Here is a 17,633-nt window from a genome sequence, read left to right on the forward strand (position 1 = left end):
AGATAATCACATTGTAAATGTTTTCAGACAAAAGTTTGAAAGAATCTAGGAAAGAATCTGTAGCCAGCGTTGAACCTATAATTAAATAATCTGTTCTACCACCTATATCTATCTATTTTAAACACTAAACTTTTTATATAATAACATGTATAGAAAACGCTTTTATTTTATGATTGAATATGATATACTTAAAGAAATATGAAAGGAGATTCTTCAAAATGAAAGTGAAGACATTCGTTATATCGTTAGCTGCTCTCCTTATCGGAGCAAGTATCCAAACAAGCGTTTCTGCAGATACTCCTATCTATCGCCTATATAACCGACAGAATGGTGAACATCTTTATACCACTGATGCAAATGAAAAAGATGTTTTATATAACCAACATGGTTGGGGATACGAAGGTATTGGTTGGAATGCCCCTGACACTGGCACACCTGTATACAGACTTTATAATGCTGGTCTTCAGAACCATCTCTATACTAGCGACACCAATGAAGTGGCGGAATTAACTGCTAAACACGGTTGGACATCTGATAACAACGGACAACCAGTATTCTACTCTGGTGGTACTGTTCCAATTTACCGTGTTTATAACTTCAAACTCCGTGGGCTTCACCATTGGACAACAGACCTAAATGAGTACAATGTTCTCCCTAGTCATGGCTGGTCACAAGAAGGTGTTAAATTCTATGCGACGTCCCTAGGACAGCAAATTACAACTCAGTATGTTACTCCTCCTGCACCACCTACTATAGAAGCACCTCAGACCCCTGTTCAAACTGAACCTGCAACACCTACACAAACTGAACCTGCTGCACCTTACTATCCAAATTGTTCTGCAGTCCCTGAAAGTTTAAAACCTATTCTATCTGGCCAACCTGGTTATGGCCCACATTTAGATAGAGACGGGGATGGTCGTGCATGCGAACCAACTAGGCAGTGATAGAAACTATGATTAAAAAATTTGTCAGCTGTATTTGTTTATTGCTCTGTTTGGTGATCTTCTATGCCTGCCAACCTTCTCAAGAAGCTAAATCAGAGGTTATCACCTCCACTCAGTCTATTTCGCTTGAAGAAGTGGAAGAAAAGATACGCAGCCGAGAAGACTTCTATCTCTATGTAGGACGACCAACCTGTCCTTATTGTCAAAAATTCTTTCCAAATTTGGAAAAAGCCATTCAAGATACACAAGTTCCCGTTTACTATCTCAATACAGATGAAGAATCTAGTGACCCTGTAAAAAGTTTTGTATCGTCTCAAAATATACAAACAGTTCCTCACTTAACCTTCTATCAAAATGGTGAAAAACAAACTTATCTTGAAAAAGGAAGTCAGACTCCACTTGAAGAAATTGAGCAGTTCTTGAAACAATATTAAATAGAAAATGATAGGCTTCCTTTTTGAAACCTATCATTTTTTATATACTCATCTTACAAGATATTTTCAAAGTTATCACGCACTTCCTGTGGCCATACGCTAGATTGAACTTCACCGATATGTTTCTTACGAAGCAAGAACATGGCCAAACGAGATTGACCAATCCCACCACCAATAGACAGTGGAAGCAAGCCGCTCAAGAGCGCCTTATGCCAGTCAAACTCTAGGCGGGCCTGATCACCAGTAATGGCTACCTGACGACGAAGGGCTGCCTCATCAACTCGAATACCCATTGATGACAATTCAAAAGCTGAACCCAGAACTTCGTTCCAGACTAAGATATCCCCATTGAGCCCCTTGTAATCCCCTTCTGATGGACTAGTCCAGTCATCGTAGTCCGAAGCACGACCATCATGTGGCTTACCATCTGCCAGTTCTCCACCAATGCCAATCAGGAAAACCGCTCCGTATTCTTTGGCAACCACGTTTTCACGCTCTTTTGGCGTCAAGTCTGGGAAATTTTTCACCAAGTCTTCCGTGTGGATAAAGGTGATTTTCTTCGGCAAAACAGACTCAATGTCATAACGAGCTTCAACGGCCAATTCTGTCAGGCGGATGGCCTTATAAATCTGCTCAACCGTTTCCTTCAAATAAGCTAGGTTACGACGACCTGCTGGAATAACTTTCTCCCAGTCCCACTGATCCACATAGACTGAGTGGATTTCATCTAAGGAGTCCTCATCAGGACGCAGGGCCTTCATATGAACAAAGAGCCCTTCTCCCTCATTAAAACCGAATCGAGCCAGGGTATGACGCTTCCACTTAGCAAGAGAGTGTACGACTTCGTAAGTTGCATCTGGAATCAATTTGACATTAACTGACACGGCATTCTCCACTCCTGACAAATTATCTTGAATACCATCCCCGACACGACTTAAAATCGGTCCTTGTACTTCTACGATTTCTAACTTGTCTTTCAAATACTGTGTGAATGTATTTTTGACGAAAGAAATCTCCTCTTGCTGATGAATGAAGCTTTTCTTCATACCTTACCTCCTCGTAAAATTGATACACCTATTATACTCTTTTTTTTCGACTTGTAAAGTCTTTTTATTAAATATTCTGATAATTTAATGAACCATTAGAAATCCTGATAAGAAAATTGTTTCTGCAATTCTCTTATCAACTCTGCTGTCAACCGTCTAGGTCCACGGACGGCTTTCACTCCTAGGTCCATCATGCGCTCTCTTGGTAAAAACTCATCTGGCAACTGTGCAATCAACTCGACCTGCATGACTGACTTGTCCCTTGGGATATCCGACTGACCATGATTGGTAACATTGGCTTGCAAAACCCGACAGACATAGCGAATGACCTGTACAGGCGCCGTCACATAGATGGCTACGATGTCCCCCGCTTGAATGGTTGATTTTTGTGGCCAATAGACTACCTTATTTTCCGTAAACTCGCTATCAATATCATAGACCTTTGGATTGGCTGGAATAACCCAGTAATCAGGCCCTTGCGCCGCCTTGTAGGATTTCGGTCCCACCAAATAACGACTTTTCTCAAGGAGGGCAAACACCGTCTGGTCCTCCACCGTATCATCCAGTAAGACTGACACCCAGGTCTTCTTTGACATATGGTAGGCAGGGAAGATGCCCGACTGACTCAGCAGCTCTGCTATTTCCCGACCGTCAACCTTGAGATTGACAATCTCCACCTCTTCTTGAGAACCGCTCCCATCCAGCTTGTCCCTCGGAATCTGACTGACCAGGGCATACCACTTGTTATTGTTGGGATGGCGAAAGGCCCCATAGGTCGGCAACTTGGCAAAGGGATAGTCAGGAAGGTCGCCCCACTGCTCCTTGATGAGCTGGGCTAGGCGGTTGCTTTGGTCTTTGGTAAATGGCAGAGCGATACAGCAGGCTTCCTCTACCCGAGCCAAAATGGTCTGGTAAGCCTCACGCACCTGCCCCACAAAAGCCCCCGCTGGCGCAGTCACCAGATGGGCGGTATAGACCTCCTCCATCTCACAATCCCAAACATAGGACGACAGCTGACCAGCCTCATCGACCTCCACCACCGCCTCTAACTGCCCCTCCATGAAGACCTCACGGTAGATGTAACGATTGTTGGAGAGGATAAAACCGAAAGGGATGAGGGAGGGGAGGTGGATTTGGTAAGAATTAGATTTGTTCATCATTCATCCTTGCTTCCTAGAAAATAGAGGAATAATCTGTGAGTTTCTCTTTAATAAATATCCTCAAGAACATGATACTCCTTTACTGCTTTTGACTGGACTATTTTTTCTCTAAAGCCCAACTCTTTCAATGGATTTTCAATCGTCACAATTCTAGGGATACTCTCCAAATTTAACACTAAAGATAAGACAAATTGATTTGGAAATTCTTTCGCTTTCAAAAATTCTTTCTCAGTCATTCTGAAACGACCTCTGTTTTCTCGAATTCCTTTTACTTCGGATAAAAATACCCTTTCTGTTGTTGTGATTTGAAAATCATATCCATCACCATACAAACGAGCATCTTCAATACTCCCTGCTTTAAACAGAGGTACTGACTGGAAATGTTGCAAAAAGTATTGCTCTGCTTCTAGACCGGTTTCCTGCAATTTCCGAAATCGTGTTTGAATAATTGGTTTTTGAGCCACAAAAATGTCCTTTAAGAACCCCTCTTCTTTTAAGCTCATTTTCAAAATATCTGCAAATTCCGTTACATCTGCAGTTCCAAACAAACTATCTATAAATAATTTTCGATGCTCATAAACATCTTTTTTCTGCCACCAACCCCGCCGACCATTCTCAAAATAAGGATCAAATAAATCCATACGTTGCTTGACAACACCTGTCGTTTCAGTTAAACCAAGCTGAACAAAATACTGATAAAAATCCGTCTTTGTATTGAAACCAAATTGCTTGATTAACTGGGTATCAAATTTAGCCAGACCATAGCCAATTAAATTTAATAGATGGTAATATTTGTGCTTACTCATAACTTATACCTGTTCCAATTTATTATCCCCATTATACCACAAAACCCAGCCTTTTTAGGCTGGGCTTTTTATCTTATTCTACCTACTTAACAAGTTTTTTCATTTCTGCGATACGTTCTTGTGTCGCATCATATTTTGCTTGGTAGTCGGCTTGTTTTTCTTTTTCTTTTTCAACGACTTCTGGTTTGGCGTTGGCGATGAAGCGTTCGTTGCTGAGTTTTTTGCCAACCATGTCTAGTTCTTTCTGCCATTTGGCAAGTTCTTTGTCCAGACGAGCCAACTCTTCTTCTACGTTGAGGAGGTCAGCTAGTGGCAAGAAGATTTCAGCACCGGTGATAACGGCTGACATGGCTAATTCTGGTGCGGCGATGCTTGAGCTGATTTCCAACTGTTCTGGATTTGTAAAGCGGCGGATGTAGTTTTCATTTGCCTTGAAGAAGGTTTCAAGCTCAGCATCCGCTGTCTTAATCAAGATGGTAATCGGCTTAGAAGGAGCGACATTGACCTCTGCTCTGCTATTTCGCACCGAACGAATCAAATCCTTGAGACTTTCCACTCCCTTGTGAGCTTCAGCGTTTTCAAAGGCTGGGTTGACAACAGGGTAAGCCGCCACCACGATAGAGCCCTCTGCATACTGGGCGAAGATTTCTTCCGTCACGAACGGCATGATTGGGTGGAGGAGGCGAAGGATTTGGTCCAGCGTGTAGAGAAGGACAGAGCGGGTCATGACTTTCTCGGCCTCGTTGGCGCTGTAAAGCACTTCCTTGGTCAGCTCCACATACCAGTTGGCGAACTCTTCCCAGATGAAGTTGTAGAGGATGTACCCAGCCACACCGAACTCGAACTTGTCGAAGTTTTCAGTGACCTTGGCAATGGTTTCGTTGAGGTTGTGGAGAATCCAGCGGTCCGTCACGTTACCAGCCTCACCAGTTGCGACTTTGGCTACATTCTCACGCGCCGCATCCAAGGTCAAGCCTTCATTGTTCATGAGGATGTAGCGGGAAATGTTCCAAATCTTGTTGATAAAGTTCCAAGACGCGTCCATCTTCTCATAAGAGAAGCGAACATCCTGACCAGGAGCAGAGCCGTTTGACAGGAACCAACGCAAAGCGTCTGCACCGTATTTCTCGATGACATCCATTGGGTCAATCCCGTTTCCGAGCGACTTGGACATCTTGCGACCTTCTTCGTCACGGATCAAACCGTGGATCAGCACATTCTTGAATGGCTGACGGCCGGTGAACTCAAGCGATTGGAAAATCATGCGTGACACCCAGAAGAAGATGATGTCGTAGCCCGTTACCAAGGTTGAGGTCGGGAAGTAACGCTGGAAGTCCGTCGCGTTTTCGTCAGGCCAGCCCATAGTTGAGAATGGCCAAAGGGCAGAGCTGAACCAGGTATCTAGGACATCCTCATCCTGTACCCATCCGTCACCTGCTGGTGCCTCTTCTCCGACGTACATTTCGCCAGATTCGTTATACCATGCTGGAATCTGATGACCCCACCAAAGCTGACGCGAGATAACCCAGTCATGTACATTTTCCATCCATTGTAGGAAGGTATCGTTGAAACGTGGTGGGTAAAATTCTACCTTGTCAGCTGTGTCTTGGTTGGCAATGGCATTCTTAGCCAACTGGTCCATTTTTACAAACCACTGGGTTGACAAACGTGGCTCGACTACAACACCTGTACGCTCTGAGTGACCAACGGAATGTACACGGTTTTCGATTTCCACAAGGGCACCCAGTTCTTGCAACTTAGCCACCGTTACCTTACGGGCTTCAAAGCGGTCCATACCCGCAAATTCGCCTGCCAACTCGTTCATAGTGCCGTCGTCGTTCATAACATTGACTTGTGGCAGATTGTGGCGTTGACCTACGAGGAAGTCATTCGGATCGTGGGCAGGTGTGATTTTCACAACCCCTGTACCAAATTCAGGATCTGCGTGCTCATCCGCAACGATTGGGATTGGTTTGTTGACGATTGGCAGGATAACGTTTTTACCAATCAAGTCCTTGTAACGTGGATCTTCTGGGTTAACCGCCACCGCAACGTCACCGAACATGGTTTCAGGACGGGTTGTCGCAACTTGAAGGGCACGAGAGCCGTCTTCCAACATGTAATTCATGTGGTAGAAGGCACCTTCTACATCCTTGTGGATAACTTCGATATCTGAAAGGGCTGTGCGAGCCGCTGGGTCCCAGTTGATGATAAATTCGCCACGGTAAATCCAGCCTTTTTTGTAGAGTTCTACAAAGACCTTGCGAACAGCTTTTGACAAGCCTTCGTCCAGCGTGAAGCGGTCACGTTGGTAGTCCAAAGATAGACCCAACTTGCCCCATTGCTCACGAATGGTCGCTGCGTACTCATCCTTCCATTCCCAGACTTTATCGAGGAATTTTTCACGACCCAAGTCATAACGGGTCACTCCTTGCTCCCGCAAGCGTTCCTCCACCTTAGCCTGTGTGGCAATCCCCGCGTGGTCCATACCTGGAAGCCAGAGGGTGTCAAAGCCCTGCATCCGCTTTTGACGGATGATAATATCTTGAAGGGTTGTATCCCAAGCGTGTCCCAAGTGTAACTTACCTGTTACGTTTGGCGGTGGAATCACGATAGAATAAGGCTTGGCCTCCGCATCGCCTGACGGCTTAAAGACATCTTGGTCCAACCAAGTTTGGTAACGACCAGCCTCAACCTCGGCTGGATTGTATTTTGGTGATAATTCTTTTGACATTAGTTTTTCTCCTTTAGTATTTTTTAAGAAAATTGGTTTATACTATCCTCAAGCTAGAAATAGCCCAATTCTTTTTCATATAATCTCCTAGAAATAGTCAGTCCATTGGGCTGGCTATTTCGTTTGTTCTTGCTCAAGCTCCTCCATTTTTTGGATAATCAGTTGAGCAACTTCATTAGCAGTAAGATGAGTATTATTAATTTTGAGATAATGCTGAATGCCCTCTGGAATGCCTAATGAGGTATATTGACATGTATCAGCTGTAGAGAGAATCTCAGCCTCTGAAACTTCAATGTGTCGTTTCAAAGGTTTATGGGTAAGTCGATTTTCTGTCCGATTACGCCGCAGACGTTCTTCCAAAGCAGTTTCCAACTCAACAAATAAAATTTCCTGACCATGATGATGAAAAATCGTCTGAACAGTTGTAAGGAATTGAACCTCTATGAGATTTTTAAAATTAATCAAGGCAGTTCCGATTAGTGGGCGACCTGACCTAGCAAACACATCATAAACAGCAAATGTAATACGTGTATTGAGGTCAAACATATCCTCAGAAAATTCAGGAATAAAACATAGGCTAAAATCAATCGAATCGTGATTATGAAAGAGGGTCATCCCTGTCAATTTCGCAACTTCCTGCCCAACGGTCATCTTGCCAGAAGCTTGTGCTCCAATAATAATTAGATTCATCTTGCCTCCCCCACCAACTCTATCTTAATCCCATCGGGATCTTCCAAATAGAGGGCGTAGTGGTCTGGTCCTCCTGCATGGGGATAGCGGTCGTCGTAGAGAAGTTTGACTCGTCTGGTCAAAAATTCCTTCCGCCATTGGTCAACATCATCAGGTGTTCCCGCATGAAAGGCTAGATGATTGAGGCCTGTGCAGCACCGGTGATAACCTGCTTCTAGGAAGTCCTCTGGCGTTTGGACAAAGACCAGGTACTGCTCTGCTTTTTTATAAGACAGCCCTTTATCCCACTCCTGATAGAGCGAGTAGCCCAGCTTGGTCAGGAGAAAGTCGTAAAATGCACGCGAAGTTTCCAAGTCAGAAACGTAAATTTCAACATGATGTAGCATATCTTCTCCTTTCCAAATGAAAATCCCTGCCTAGACTTGCTAGACAGGGACGAAGTTATTCCGCGGTACCACCCTTGTTCAGATACACTATCTGCACTTTGCTTATTCGATTCACATCATCAGCAACCAGTTTTGACATTTGTGCGGATTTCTCAGTACCACCGCTTCCTGTGACAAATGGGGCTCAAAACACCTCTGAATAGCTTTATTGTAACAAATTGTACCTTGAAAAGCAAGGGATTTAAGCTTTCAAGTCAATCCCTTTTTCTTTCAACTGCTTGATAGTTGCAGGACCGATGCCTTTAAGAGCCAAGAGCTCTTTTTCTGTATGGTTTGCAAAATCAGCCACAGATTGAATACCTGCTTGGTAGAAGGTTTCCAAACGTGCTGCCGCAATGCCTTCCAAGTCAGGAAGTGCCAAAAAGTCTTCCAATGAAGTCGCTGATGAAGTCACCTCTGCTACAACTTCTTTCACCTGTTCGACAGCCTTCTCTACCACAGCTTCTGTTTTATGAGCGACAGTTTCAACAGCCTCACGCGCTGTAGCAACCCCCACACGACCTGCACGCTTCAAGTCTGCTAATTGTTTTTTCAATAGTTTTTTACGATTGATTTTTTTCTTTGTCAAGTTTTCTATCCTCTCTTTAATAATGTCTTTGGCCAAATAAGCCATCTGGTAAATCATGAAAGCCCTTGCCAGCATGATAGTTGGCAAATTTCCCCTGGATAAAACGATAAGCATCTAGCTTACTTTCGTAACGGATGTAGGCATCCGCCGCACGCTCATCCTTATCCTCTTCCAATACACGACGGCTTTCTTCTACCGCCATCTCGTTTACCATGACCTGAGTATTGACCCAAGCTTCAAATTCCTTTAAAAATTCTTGTTCTTTTGTCATTATTTTCCTCTTTCGTCTGCTTCAATCGAAACACACCGATTTATTATACCACATTTTCCAAAAAAGACAAGAAGCCCTATCTGTACAACAGTTAGAGCTTCTCATTCTTACCATGAAAATCGATAAACAGTCTGGGACAAGAATTCCTCATCTTTTTCTAGCAAAATAGAACCAAAACCATCTAGGTTGCAAGCATTTGGCAGAGCCTGACATTCCAAGCTAAAGGCACCATGGTAGGTAGCCAAAGCTTCAACAGGATAATTGTAGGTGTAGATGACAACTGATGGCTGATTGGTTCGCACGCGCAGACTTATTTTCCCATCTGGGCTACTAACTTCAACTGGAACCTCCACCTGCTCCAAAAGCCATGGATGGTCGTAACCTTTCACAAGGATATTCTGAGGGTGCTGGCTGTCAAAGCCCTGAGCAAATCTTGCTCCCTCTCTAAAGTCAAACGGTGTTCCCGTTACATCCTCTAAGACACCTGTTGGCAGATTATCCTCACCAAGCGGAGCATAGCGATTTGCCTCAATCCGAATTTCATGGTCTGCTACTGACTGCTGAAAATCCCCCGATAAGTTGAAATAGATGTGATTGGTCGGATTGAAAATCGTGTCTTTGCTAGACACCGCTCGATAATCCACCGTCAACTCGTTCTGGTCTGTTAGACCATAAATAGCCTCAACCCTCACGTCTCCTGGAAAACCATTGAAACCATCTTTTAGGACAATCCCAAAGGTAACTTGATTTTTTTCGTGGTCAAGAGCAACATCCCAGTACTGTTCATTTGCCGTGTCAATCCCACCATGCAAGGTTCTACCAGGTTCATTTTCTGTGAACTGATAACTGGTTCCCTTTATCTCAGCCTGGGCACCTGAAATACGCCCCGCTACTGGGACAATGCTTGAACCAGGGTACAAATCTGTCTTACGGTAATCATCATCCGACTTGGCAGCCAAACTGACATTCCGTAGACCGCCATTTTCATCTACTGGCAAAAGCACTTCTACCACTCTGGCACCAAAATCTGTCAGACTAACCTGCATGCCATTTTTATTTTTTAAGCAATAGAGCTTCGCTTTTTCACCAAAATCTTTTACGTCAATCATTGCTTTTCCTCACAACATCAAATGAGGGGAGGCAATCAACTTGCTTCCCCTCAGGATACTTAAAGCCTCATCATATAGATGACTAGTCAGAAAACTGGAATGAGAAACCCATTTCTAGGCTCGGGCTTTCTTTGGTCACTTCCTTATTTCAAGGTGACCAGCTGAAACAGTTCCCCGAACTGTTTCACTCATCATCGTCATCGCTTGTTAGTAGGCTATTGACATGGACGAGGTTGCTTGTACCAAATTCCACATAGTCTACGGCTTCACCGAGCAAGACGCCGTTCAAGAAACCAATCACCATAGGCATGTTCATACCTGCATAGAGGTCAAACTGCCCACCGTCAATCAATTTACGGGAAACAACGTTGGCTGGTGTTCCGCCCAACAAGTCAGCGAACACAACAAAGTCATCTAAATTAGCAACTGTTTCTTCAAATTTCTTCTGGAAGTCTTCTGGACCTTCTTCTGGTAAAAGAGCTACTGTATAGATATCCTCCTGAGGACCCATAATCATCTCAGTAGATTTCTTCAACTCTTCACAGAAAATCCCATGACTTACTAAAATTAAACTCTTACCCATACGCTTACATGCCAAAGACAAACTTACCGATTGCTGAAAGCGTTACTGCAAGAACGATGATAATCAAAATAGCCTTAGTAGAAGTCATACCTTTGCGTCCTAGCAACCAGAAGACAAAGCCTGTGAAGATAGCTGGTACCAAACGAGGGAAGATAGTGTTGAGCAAGTCTTGTACATCAATCACTTTTTCACCAACACTTGGAGCCCATGATACTTCAAAGTTAATCATAGTTGCAATCAAGGCACCCATCATGAAGACACCCATTACAGAAGCAGCATCTACAAGAGCTGTCAACTTATCACGCATAGTTGTGATGAGTTTAGTACCTTCTTTATAGGCAATTTCCAACTGTTTCCAACGGAAGATGTCATAAGCTACTGCTACAGCTACCCAAAGGAAGATACCTGCTGGAGTTCCTTCTTTAGCCATAGTCGCTGCTACAGTACCCATGATAGCTGGAACAAGGGAACCAAAGATAGAGTCACCGATTGGGGCAAATGGTCCCATCAAGGCTGTCTTAATACCGTTAACCGCATCCTTAGAAGCTACACCGTCGCTTTCTTCAAGCGCCAAGTCAATACCAGTAATGATGGTATGGAAGAATGGAGAAGTGTTGAAGAATTGAGTATGCAATTTCATCATTTCCTTCAATTCAGGAGTACCATCTCCATACATTTTACGAAGCTGTGGCAAAATCATGTAGAGGTAACCAGAACCCTGCATCCGCTCATAGTTCCAACCTAACTGATAAGTGAACAAGCTACGTTTGTTGATTTGATTAAAATCTTCTTTTGTTAGTTTGTAATTAGATTTCGTCATCTTCAATTTCCCCACTTTCTGAAACTGATGGAGCAACCACTGCTACTTTTTGGCTATTTTTGAAGTGAAGCACTGAAAGGAAAGCACCCACAATAGCGATACCGATCATTGACAAGCCTTTGAAGTTATTCACAAAAGCGATACCTGCATCTTCAGGAAGAGTGCCAACGATACCAGCAACAGCACCACCCAAAGCTGATACGTTACCGTAAAGAACAGTCAACATAGCTGTAAGGGCAAAACCTACTGCCAAGTAGTGAAGGTTACGTTTAAGTGGAAGGTAGTGGAGCAAGATTGCAAATCCAAGACCTGGAAGCATACGAGCAGCAAGTGTTAAACCATCTGCAATCCATTGATATTCTTGGATAGTAGTAACCATTGTGTTTACAAACTCACCACCGAATGCAAGGGCAAGGAAAACAGGAAGTGCACGAGATGCTGCCCATGGAATAGCTCCAAGAAGGTAGTTGCGTTCGATTGCTGCATAGTCAAATTTTTCAACCGCAGCATCTACGCGGTGTGCAAAGAACGTAGTTGAGAAACGACCAGCAATATCTGTATAAACAAGAAGTGCTGCTACAGGTACTGCGATAGTAGATACGGCAAGTTCTGGGTCAATACCTTGTGAAACTGAGAAAGCTGTCGCAAGAACCGCACCAGAAGTTGCGTCGATACGAGATGCACCACCGAAAGTACCTACACCAAGTACCATCAATTGAAGAGATGCTCCAATGGTCAAACCAGTTGCCATGTCACCCATGATCAAACCAGAGATGAACCCTGCGAAGACTGGAGAACCAGCTGACGATACAATTGTCAACTCATCACAGATCTGATAAGCAGAGTAGAGCGTTAGAAGTAATATTTGCCACCATTGCATAATAGTGAACCTCCTTTAAAATTTTTCAAAAATATCCGAAGTTTATCTGACCTTATCCAAGAGTGGCATAAAGTCTTTTGGTGTGTCGCCTGGTACCATTTGAGCAATCAATTTTACTCCCTTAGCAACCAAGGCATCAAAGTCCGCAATGTCCTTATCTACAACGTTAATAGAGCGGGTAACAGAGCGAGTTTCTGGTGATTGTGACATATTGCCGACGTTCAATTCAGCAAGTTCTACACCATATTCAACCAAGCGGAGGAAGTTTTCAGGACGACGGGCAACAATCAACAAACGTTGCGCATCATATTTGCCTTCCTTGATGTTATTAGCTGCTTTTTCGATTGGCAAAATAGATAATTTTACCCCCGGTGGGCAGGCTAATTTCAAACCTTGTTTCTCAATGTCGTTTTGAGCAACCGCATCATCGATAACCATGATCCGACTAATATTTAATTTAGTCGTCCAAAGGTTAGCAACCTGACCGTGGATCAAACGACCATCAATACGTGTAGCAATAATTGCCATACAATGTTCTCCTTTTCTTCATAAATCTTTCTGTTAGACACTCTCAAGGGAGTACCTATACTTCTTTATAAACGGGTTCCTGTGAAAAGCTAATCTTCTCTCTATATTGTCCTTCCGTTTCAAAAACGACTATTTCATTAACTCCTTTCTTTAAGTATCCTTTTGGAATATAGAGATAGAGGATTGGACCTTTTTCCCAGAAACGTCCGATATTTACATTGTTAACAAATACAACACCCTTACCAAAACCTGTCATGTCCAAGTAAGTGTCTGCCAGATCTTCTAGTTCAAACTGGTAGCGATAGAAGGCTGGTTGCCCCTCCTGCCACTCTTTTGTGAAGTCTAGTCCAGAAATATCATCCAGTGGCAATGGGTACATATCCCAATTACTGATATAGTGCAAATCTGCTATGGCACCACGACCCAAACCTTTGGATTGTGTAGGTGCAGTCAATTTATGACCGTAATTGACTCGTCCCATGTTTTCAACTAATACTGCTAGTTCAACCTGGTTAGACTGGAACTCTAATTCAATATCTTCACCAATTTCTGTCTGATACTGGGTTGTAACCAAACGACCATCGGCATAGACCTGAATACGATCTCGAGCATCAATAATACGAAGTCGCTCTGCCTCATCCTTATCACGTTCTAGCCGTGTTTTATAAAGAATATAGCCCGTCGATTGACCCAACTCTTCCATATTTTTTGGATAGAAGCTAGATGAGTAATCGCTTACATTTTCTGCTGTAGAAAATAGACCAACCTTATCCTTTAAGTCTACTGCTGGATATGCCTTGGCTTCCTTAACCAGTGGCTCCGCATAGGACAAATCAGGATAGGCTTCTTTCATACGTTTTTGTAAGGCATAGAATTTCTTAGTTGGGTTACCAGCCTCATCTAAAATCGCATCATAGTCATAAGAAGTCACCTGTGGCAAATCAATCTGACCCCGAGCCGAGCAACCATTCATGAAGCCAAAGTTGGTTCCTCCGTGAAACATATAGAGGTTAATCGAACCCAACTCAATACATTCCATAACAGCGTCAACCATCTCATCTGGATCGCGACGGATAACTTCATCACCCCAGCGGTTAAACCAACCATCCCAGAACTCCATACACATGTAGGGCCATTCCTTGCCATATTCATTAAAGAAGGCCTGCATGTTTGCAAAGTTTTCTCTAGCTCTCGAACCAAAGTTACCTGTCACAAAGATGTCGTCTTCTATCAAGGTCCCTGCTCGAAGCGTTGCCCGCCATGCACCATCAGAAGTGAAGAGCGGAGCTGTCAAGCCATACTTCCTCATTAGACCTGCTACAGCCCTTAGATATTCCTTATCCTCACCATAGGAACCATACTCGTTCTCTACCTGGAACATAAGGATATTGCCACCTTGTGCGAGTTGGAACTTGGCTAATTTAGGAAGAAGAGAAGCGTAATATTCATCTAAGTGCCTTAGGTAGCGCTCATCATGTGAACGAACCCTCAGCTCCTCCTGCATCAGCCAAGCGGGGAGACCTCCCCATTCCCACTCAGCACAAATATATGGGGAAGGACGAACGATAGCATAAAGCCCCAAATCCTGCGCCAGCTGTAAGAAGCGCTCCAGATCCAGTATCCCTTCATAGCAAAACTCCCCTTTTTTAGGTTCGTGCATATTCCAAGGAACATAGGTTTCAACCGTATTAAAACCTAAAGCTTTTAAGTTATACAAGGAATGGTACCAGTCATCAGGATGCACTCGGAAATAATGGATGGCCCCCGATAGAATTTTAAAGGGTTGATGATCTAAGTAAATTTGATCTTTTATATAGAACTCTGTCATCTCGTCACCTTTATAATCATATACCTTTCTGTTAATATAATAACACTTTTTACTGGTTATGTCCACTACTTTTTTGAAATTTTTTTGAAATATTTTATTCTATTTGCCAAATCCTTGATTTGAAAGGGTTTTACCGCAAGTTTTTTTTGATTTTTCAGTTATATATTTTGATTTTTCAGTCTTCATTTAGTATAATAAGCGCTAGAAAGGAAGTTATAAACATGAAAGTACCTAAGTATCAACTTATACAGAATGACTTACGTCAGCAGATCATTTCTGGTAAATTTGAAAATGGCGATAAATTTTACACAGAATCTGAATTGACAAAACTATTTAACGTTAGCTCTATTACAGTTATCCGTGCTGTAAATGAATTGGTTAAGGATGGCTACCTGGTTCGTCAACAGGGCAAAGGAACTTTCGTTTCCCGTTCCCGTAAAGGACGCTTGGTAGAATTCTCCGATATTGAAGTTTTCTCAATGGATAAGGATACTGTTGTCGTGCTCTCTTGTGAAAAAGGCAATGACCCTGAAATTCTTGAAAAACTCAACCTAGACAAGAATGATTTCTACTATAAGATTGTTCGTGTGCGTTCAGCAGAAAATACTCCATACATCTTCCACAATTCCTATATCCCTCAACGATATATTCAAAATCCGGATGCTCCACTAGAACATTATCAGTCTATCTACCAACGCTTCAAATTGGACTACAATATCCATATGTCTGAGGAACCGTTTGTTGAAACAAATGAAATTGTTAGCCCTTGTCCAAAAGACGTTTCAAAACATTTGAATTTAAAAGCAACAGAACCTGCAGTTCTTCAAAATAAAACAACCACTCACAGCGCAAGTGGTGAAATTATGGAATATACTGAAACCTACAAGCACTGGAAATACTACAAATTTGAAATCATGGCTAACCACCGTTAAATGCAAAAAACGCAGACTTAACCATCTGCGTTTTTTCTATTTCTGATGAATAATCTTATAACGAAACTGATCCGCTCTAGCAATACTCAGTGTAAACTCAATTATCCTATTTTTATCATTGTAGGTTTTTCTCACCAAATGAAGAACTGGACTGTTGTTAGGAATACTTAATATCTTTGCTTCATTATCCAAAGAAATACTTGCATAAAATTCTTCTTCTGCCAAACGGATGGTTTGGTCATAATCTTCTAAAAACAATTCATACAAGGGTAACTCCATCATTCTATCCGCAGATAAACTCGGAAATAGAGAGGCAGGAACATAGGTCCTCTCTAGCATCATTGGGATCTCATCAGCCAGACGAAGGCGTTCTATTTCAAAAACCTCTTCCCCCTTACGCAACTGGAGATGTTGAGCAAGATAATCAGTAGCTGGAACAGTTTGAAAAGACAGAATTGAAGTTCGGGGTTCCTTACCAATCTTTCTCATCTGGTCTGTGAAACTGTAGGACTGGGATAAATCAACAGCATTGTCCAAAATTTCTGAAACATAGGTTCCCTTGCCATGTTTCCTATAAACTAAGCCACGCTTTTCCAACTCCTGCAAGGCTAGGCGAACGGTAATGCGGCTGACCCCGTGTACCTGTGTCAGTTCCCGCTCTGAAAGCAATTTATCATTTGGCGCCATTCTCTCACGAATAGCTACTTCTAGTTCATCGACCAACTGCAAATAAAGGGGTTTGTCATCAACTTGACCACTCATAGCATCCTCCTTTCGAATCAGCACAATCTCTCACCATTATTTTACACTAAACTTACTATATTAACAAGATGTTATTGTGATTTGATTGATTCCAAATGAAAAAGAGCTGAGCAAGAAGCGAAAATGGAAGATAATTATAAGAGGGTCACTTCATCTGGCAGGGTAATGGTTTCCTTGCCCTGCTTATCCATCACCAAAATCGTTGACGGATAAAAAGGATCGAAGCGACTGTTCAAATCCAAAGCAATGGCATTCCTATAGCCCTCTTGAGAAAACACAAGTGTCACTTTCCCCTTCCTATTTTTGATGGAAAAACGCAAGACACTTTTTAAGGGAATAACTCCTTTTAAGTAGTTATCAATAAAATACCAAAAACTGTCAATGACCTCTCCTGGCAATGAGGTGACAACACCAAAACTTGCGTACCGTCCATTTGTTTGATCAAAAGCCATCTTTCCTCCTTTATGGTAAGAAAAAAACCTGCAAAACAGGATTTTCTCTCTCTAACTTTATCTACTTCTCAGTTCTAAATAGCGTTTGTACCAGATATTAACATAGGCTGGGGAGAAGGGACCACGTTGATTGTTAATCCAGTCCACCAGAATCTTGACATTTTCCTTCAAAATAAAATCAATATCACTAGAATACTTCATAGCCTTGCGGTGACGCTCGTATTCGTCCACATCCAAGAGCCTTTTCTCACCATCAGCAAAGACCTTGACATCTAGGTCGTAGTCGATGTACTTGAGGGCTTCGTTGTCTAGAACATAAGGACTAGCAAGGTTACAATAGTAGGAAACACCGTTTTCACGGATCATAGCAATGATATTGAACCAGTATTTTTTATGAAAATAAACGATTGCTGGTTCTCTCGTTACCCAACGTCTGCCATCATTTTCAGTCACTAAGGTGTGGTTATTGACCCCAATAACAGCATTTTCCGTTGTTTTTAATACCATGGTGTCACGCCAAGTGCGATGAATTTCACCGTCATGTTTATAACTTTGAATAGTAATAAAGTCGCCTTCCTTTGGTAATTTCACTTTGTTACCAACTTTCTACTATTACAATTTATCTTGACTATTATACCAT

General features: G+C 42.6%; 20 protein-coding genes. 3 read left to right on the forward strand and 17 right to left on the reverse strand.

From position 1 onward, the window contains the following. Positions 1-218 precede the first annotated feature (218 nt). Both PW220_RS07795 and PW220_RS07800 read left to right on the forward strand, forming a co-directional pair. A complete protein-coding gene (locus tag PW220_RS07795; RefSeq protein ID WP_161941350.1) occupies positions 219-944 on the forward strand; it encodes an excalibur calcium-binding domain-containing protein in 726 nt (241 codons plus the stop codon). An 8-nt stretch (positions 945-952) separates the two neighbouring features. After that, a complete protein-coding gene (locus PW220_RS07800) occupies positions 953-1,378 on the forward strand; it encodes a thioredoxin family protein (protein ID WP_248054040.1) in 426 nt (141 codons plus the stop codon). A gap of 53 nt (positions 1,379-1,431) precedes the next feature. Here PW220_RS07800 and asnA read toward each other — a convergent pair whose 3' ends face one another. From asnA to PW220_RS07870, 14 genes are all read right to left on the reverse strand, one after another. After that, entirely contained in the window at positions 1,432-2,424 is a 993-nt protein-coding gene (gene asnA, locus PW220_RS07805) for an aspartate--ammonia ligase (protein ID WP_105117488.1), read from the reverse strand. Between the two features lie 95 nt (positions 2,425-2,519). Next, positions 2,520-3,581, reverse strand: a complete 1,062-nt coding sequence (locus tag PW220_RS07810; protein WP_248054039.1) for an MmcQ/YjbR family DNA-binding protein — start codon at positions 3,579-3,581, stop codon at positions 2,520-2,522. Positions 3,582-3,631: 50 nt separating this feature from the next. Continuing rightward, positions 3,632-4,390, reverse strand: a complete 759-nt coding sequence (locus PW220_RS07815) for a protein NO VEIN domain-containing protein (RefSeq protein WP_105117487.1) — start codon at positions 4,388-4,390, stop codon at positions 3,632-3,634. Positions 4,391-4,472: 82 nt separating this feature from the next. After that, a complete protein-coding gene (locus tag PW220_RS07820; protein ID WP_248054038.1) occupies positions 4,473-7,124 on the reverse strand; it encodes a valine--tRNA ligase in 2,652 nt (883 codons plus the stop codon). A gap of 114 nt (positions 7,125-7,238) precedes the next feature. Further along, entirely contained in the window at positions 7,239-7,814 is a 576-nt protein-coding gene (locus PW220_RS07825; protein WP_248054037.1) for an AAA family ATPase, read from the reverse strand. Beyond that, entirely contained in the window at positions 7,811-8,200 is a 390-nt protein-coding gene (locus PW220_RS07830; protein WP_248054036.1) for a VOC family protein, read from the reverse strand. Before PW220_RS07830 ends, PW220_RS07825 begins: the two co-directional genes overlap by 4 nt. Positions 8,201-8,441: 241 nt before the next feature. Then, positions 8,442-8,828: a helix-hairpin-helix domain-containing protein gene (locus tag PW220_RS07835; protein ID WP_248054035.1), complete on the reverse strand. Its 387-nt coding sequence runs from the start codon at positions 8,826-8,828 to the stop codon at positions 8,442-8,444. Between the two features lie 16 nt (positions 8,829-8,844). Continuing rightward, positions 8,845-9,099 carry a DUF1912 family protein gene (locus tag PW220_RS07840; RefSeq protein WP_105107204.1) on the reverse strand — a complete coding sequence of 85 codons (255 nt, stop codon included), beginning with the start codon at positions 9,097-9,099 and terminating at the stop codon, positions 8,845-8,847. A 107-nt stretch (positions 9,100-9,206) separates the two neighbouring features. Then, positions 9,207-10,208 carry an aldose epimerase family protein gene (locus PW220_RS07845; RefSeq protein ID WP_248054034.1) on the reverse strand — a complete coding sequence of 334 codons (1,002 nt, stop codon included), beginning with the start codon at positions 10,206-10,208 and terminating at the stop codon, positions 9,207-9,209. Between the two features lie 184 nt (positions 10,209-10,392). Beyond that, positions 10,393-10,791 (reverse strand): PTS sugar transporter subunit IIA, encoded by a 399-nt coding sequence (locus tag PW220_RS07850; protein WP_172091508.1) that lies wholly within the window; start codon positions 10,789-10,791, stop codon positions 10,393-10,395. A 4-nt stretch (positions 10,792-10,795) separates the two neighbouring features. Then, positions 10,796-11,611, reverse strand: a complete 816-nt coding sequence (locus PW220_RS07855; protein ID WP_105113637.1) for a PTS system mannose/fructose/sorbose family transporter subunit IID — start codon at positions 11,609-11,611, stop codon at positions 10,796-10,798. Then, entirely contained in the window at positions 11,598-12,494 is an 897-nt protein-coding gene (locus tag PW220_RS07860) for a PTS mannose/fructose/sorbose/N-acetylgalactosamine transporter subunit IIC (RefSeq protein ID WP_248054074.1), read from the reverse strand. The genes PW220_RS07855 and PW220_RS07860 overlap by 14 nt, the downstream gene beginning before the upstream one ends. A gap of 39 nt (positions 12,495-12,533) precedes the next feature. After that, positions 12,534-13,019 carry a PTS sugar transporter subunit IIB gene (locus tag PW220_RS07865; protein ID WP_105117480.1) on the reverse strand — a complete coding sequence of 162 codons (486 nt, stop codon included), beginning with the start codon at positions 13,017-13,019 and terminating at the stop codon, positions 12,534-12,536. 55 nt (positions 13,020-13,074) lie between these two features. Continuing rightward, positions 13,075-14,847: a glycoside hydrolase family 35 protein gene (locus PW220_RS07870; RefSeq protein ID WP_248054033.1), complete on the reverse strand. Its 1,773-nt coding sequence runs from the start codon at positions 14,845-14,847 to the stop codon at positions 13,075-13,077. A gap of 221 nt (positions 14,848-15,068) precedes the next feature. Between PW220_RS07870 and PW220_RS07875 the strand changes: the two genes are divergently transcribed. Beyond that, on the forward strand, positions 15,069-15,779 hold the full coding sequence (locus tag PW220_RS07875) for a GntR family transcriptional regulator (RefSeq protein ID WP_172050052.1): 711 nt from the start codon (positions 15,069-15,071) through the stop codon (positions 15,777-15,779). Between the two features lie 36 nt (positions 15,780-15,815). On the opposite strand, the gene PW220_RS07880 is transcribed toward PW220_RS07875, so the two are convergent. The 3 genes from PW220_RS07880 to ntdP form a co-directional block, all read right to left on the reverse strand. Next, a complete protein-coding gene (locus PW220_RS07880; protein WP_248054032.1) occupies positions 15,816-16,541 on the reverse strand; it encodes a GntR family transcriptional regulator in 726 nt (241 codons plus the stop codon). Positions 16,542-16,675: 134 nt separating this feature from the next. Continuing rightward, complete coding sequence (locus tag PW220_RS07885) at positions 16,676-16,993, reverse strand: DUF960 domain-containing protein (protein ID WP_105117476.1); 318 nt, start codon at positions 16,991-16,993, stop codon at positions 16,676-16,678. A 57-nt stretch (positions 16,994-17,050) separates the two neighbouring features. Then, positions 17,051-17,584, reverse strand: coding sequence for a nucleoside tri-diphosphate phosphatase (gene ntdP, locus PW220_RS07890; RefSeq protein WP_105117475.1), 534 nt, complete (start codon positions 17,582-17,584; stop codon positions 17,051-17,053). Between the last annotated feature and the right edge of the window lie 49 nt (positions 17,585-17,633).

The organism is Streptococcus sp. 29892 (genome assembly GCF_032594935.1).
Taxonomy (GTDB): domain Bacteria; phylum Bacillota; class Bacilli; order Lactobacillales; family Streptococcaceae; genus Streptococcus; species Streptococcus hyiners.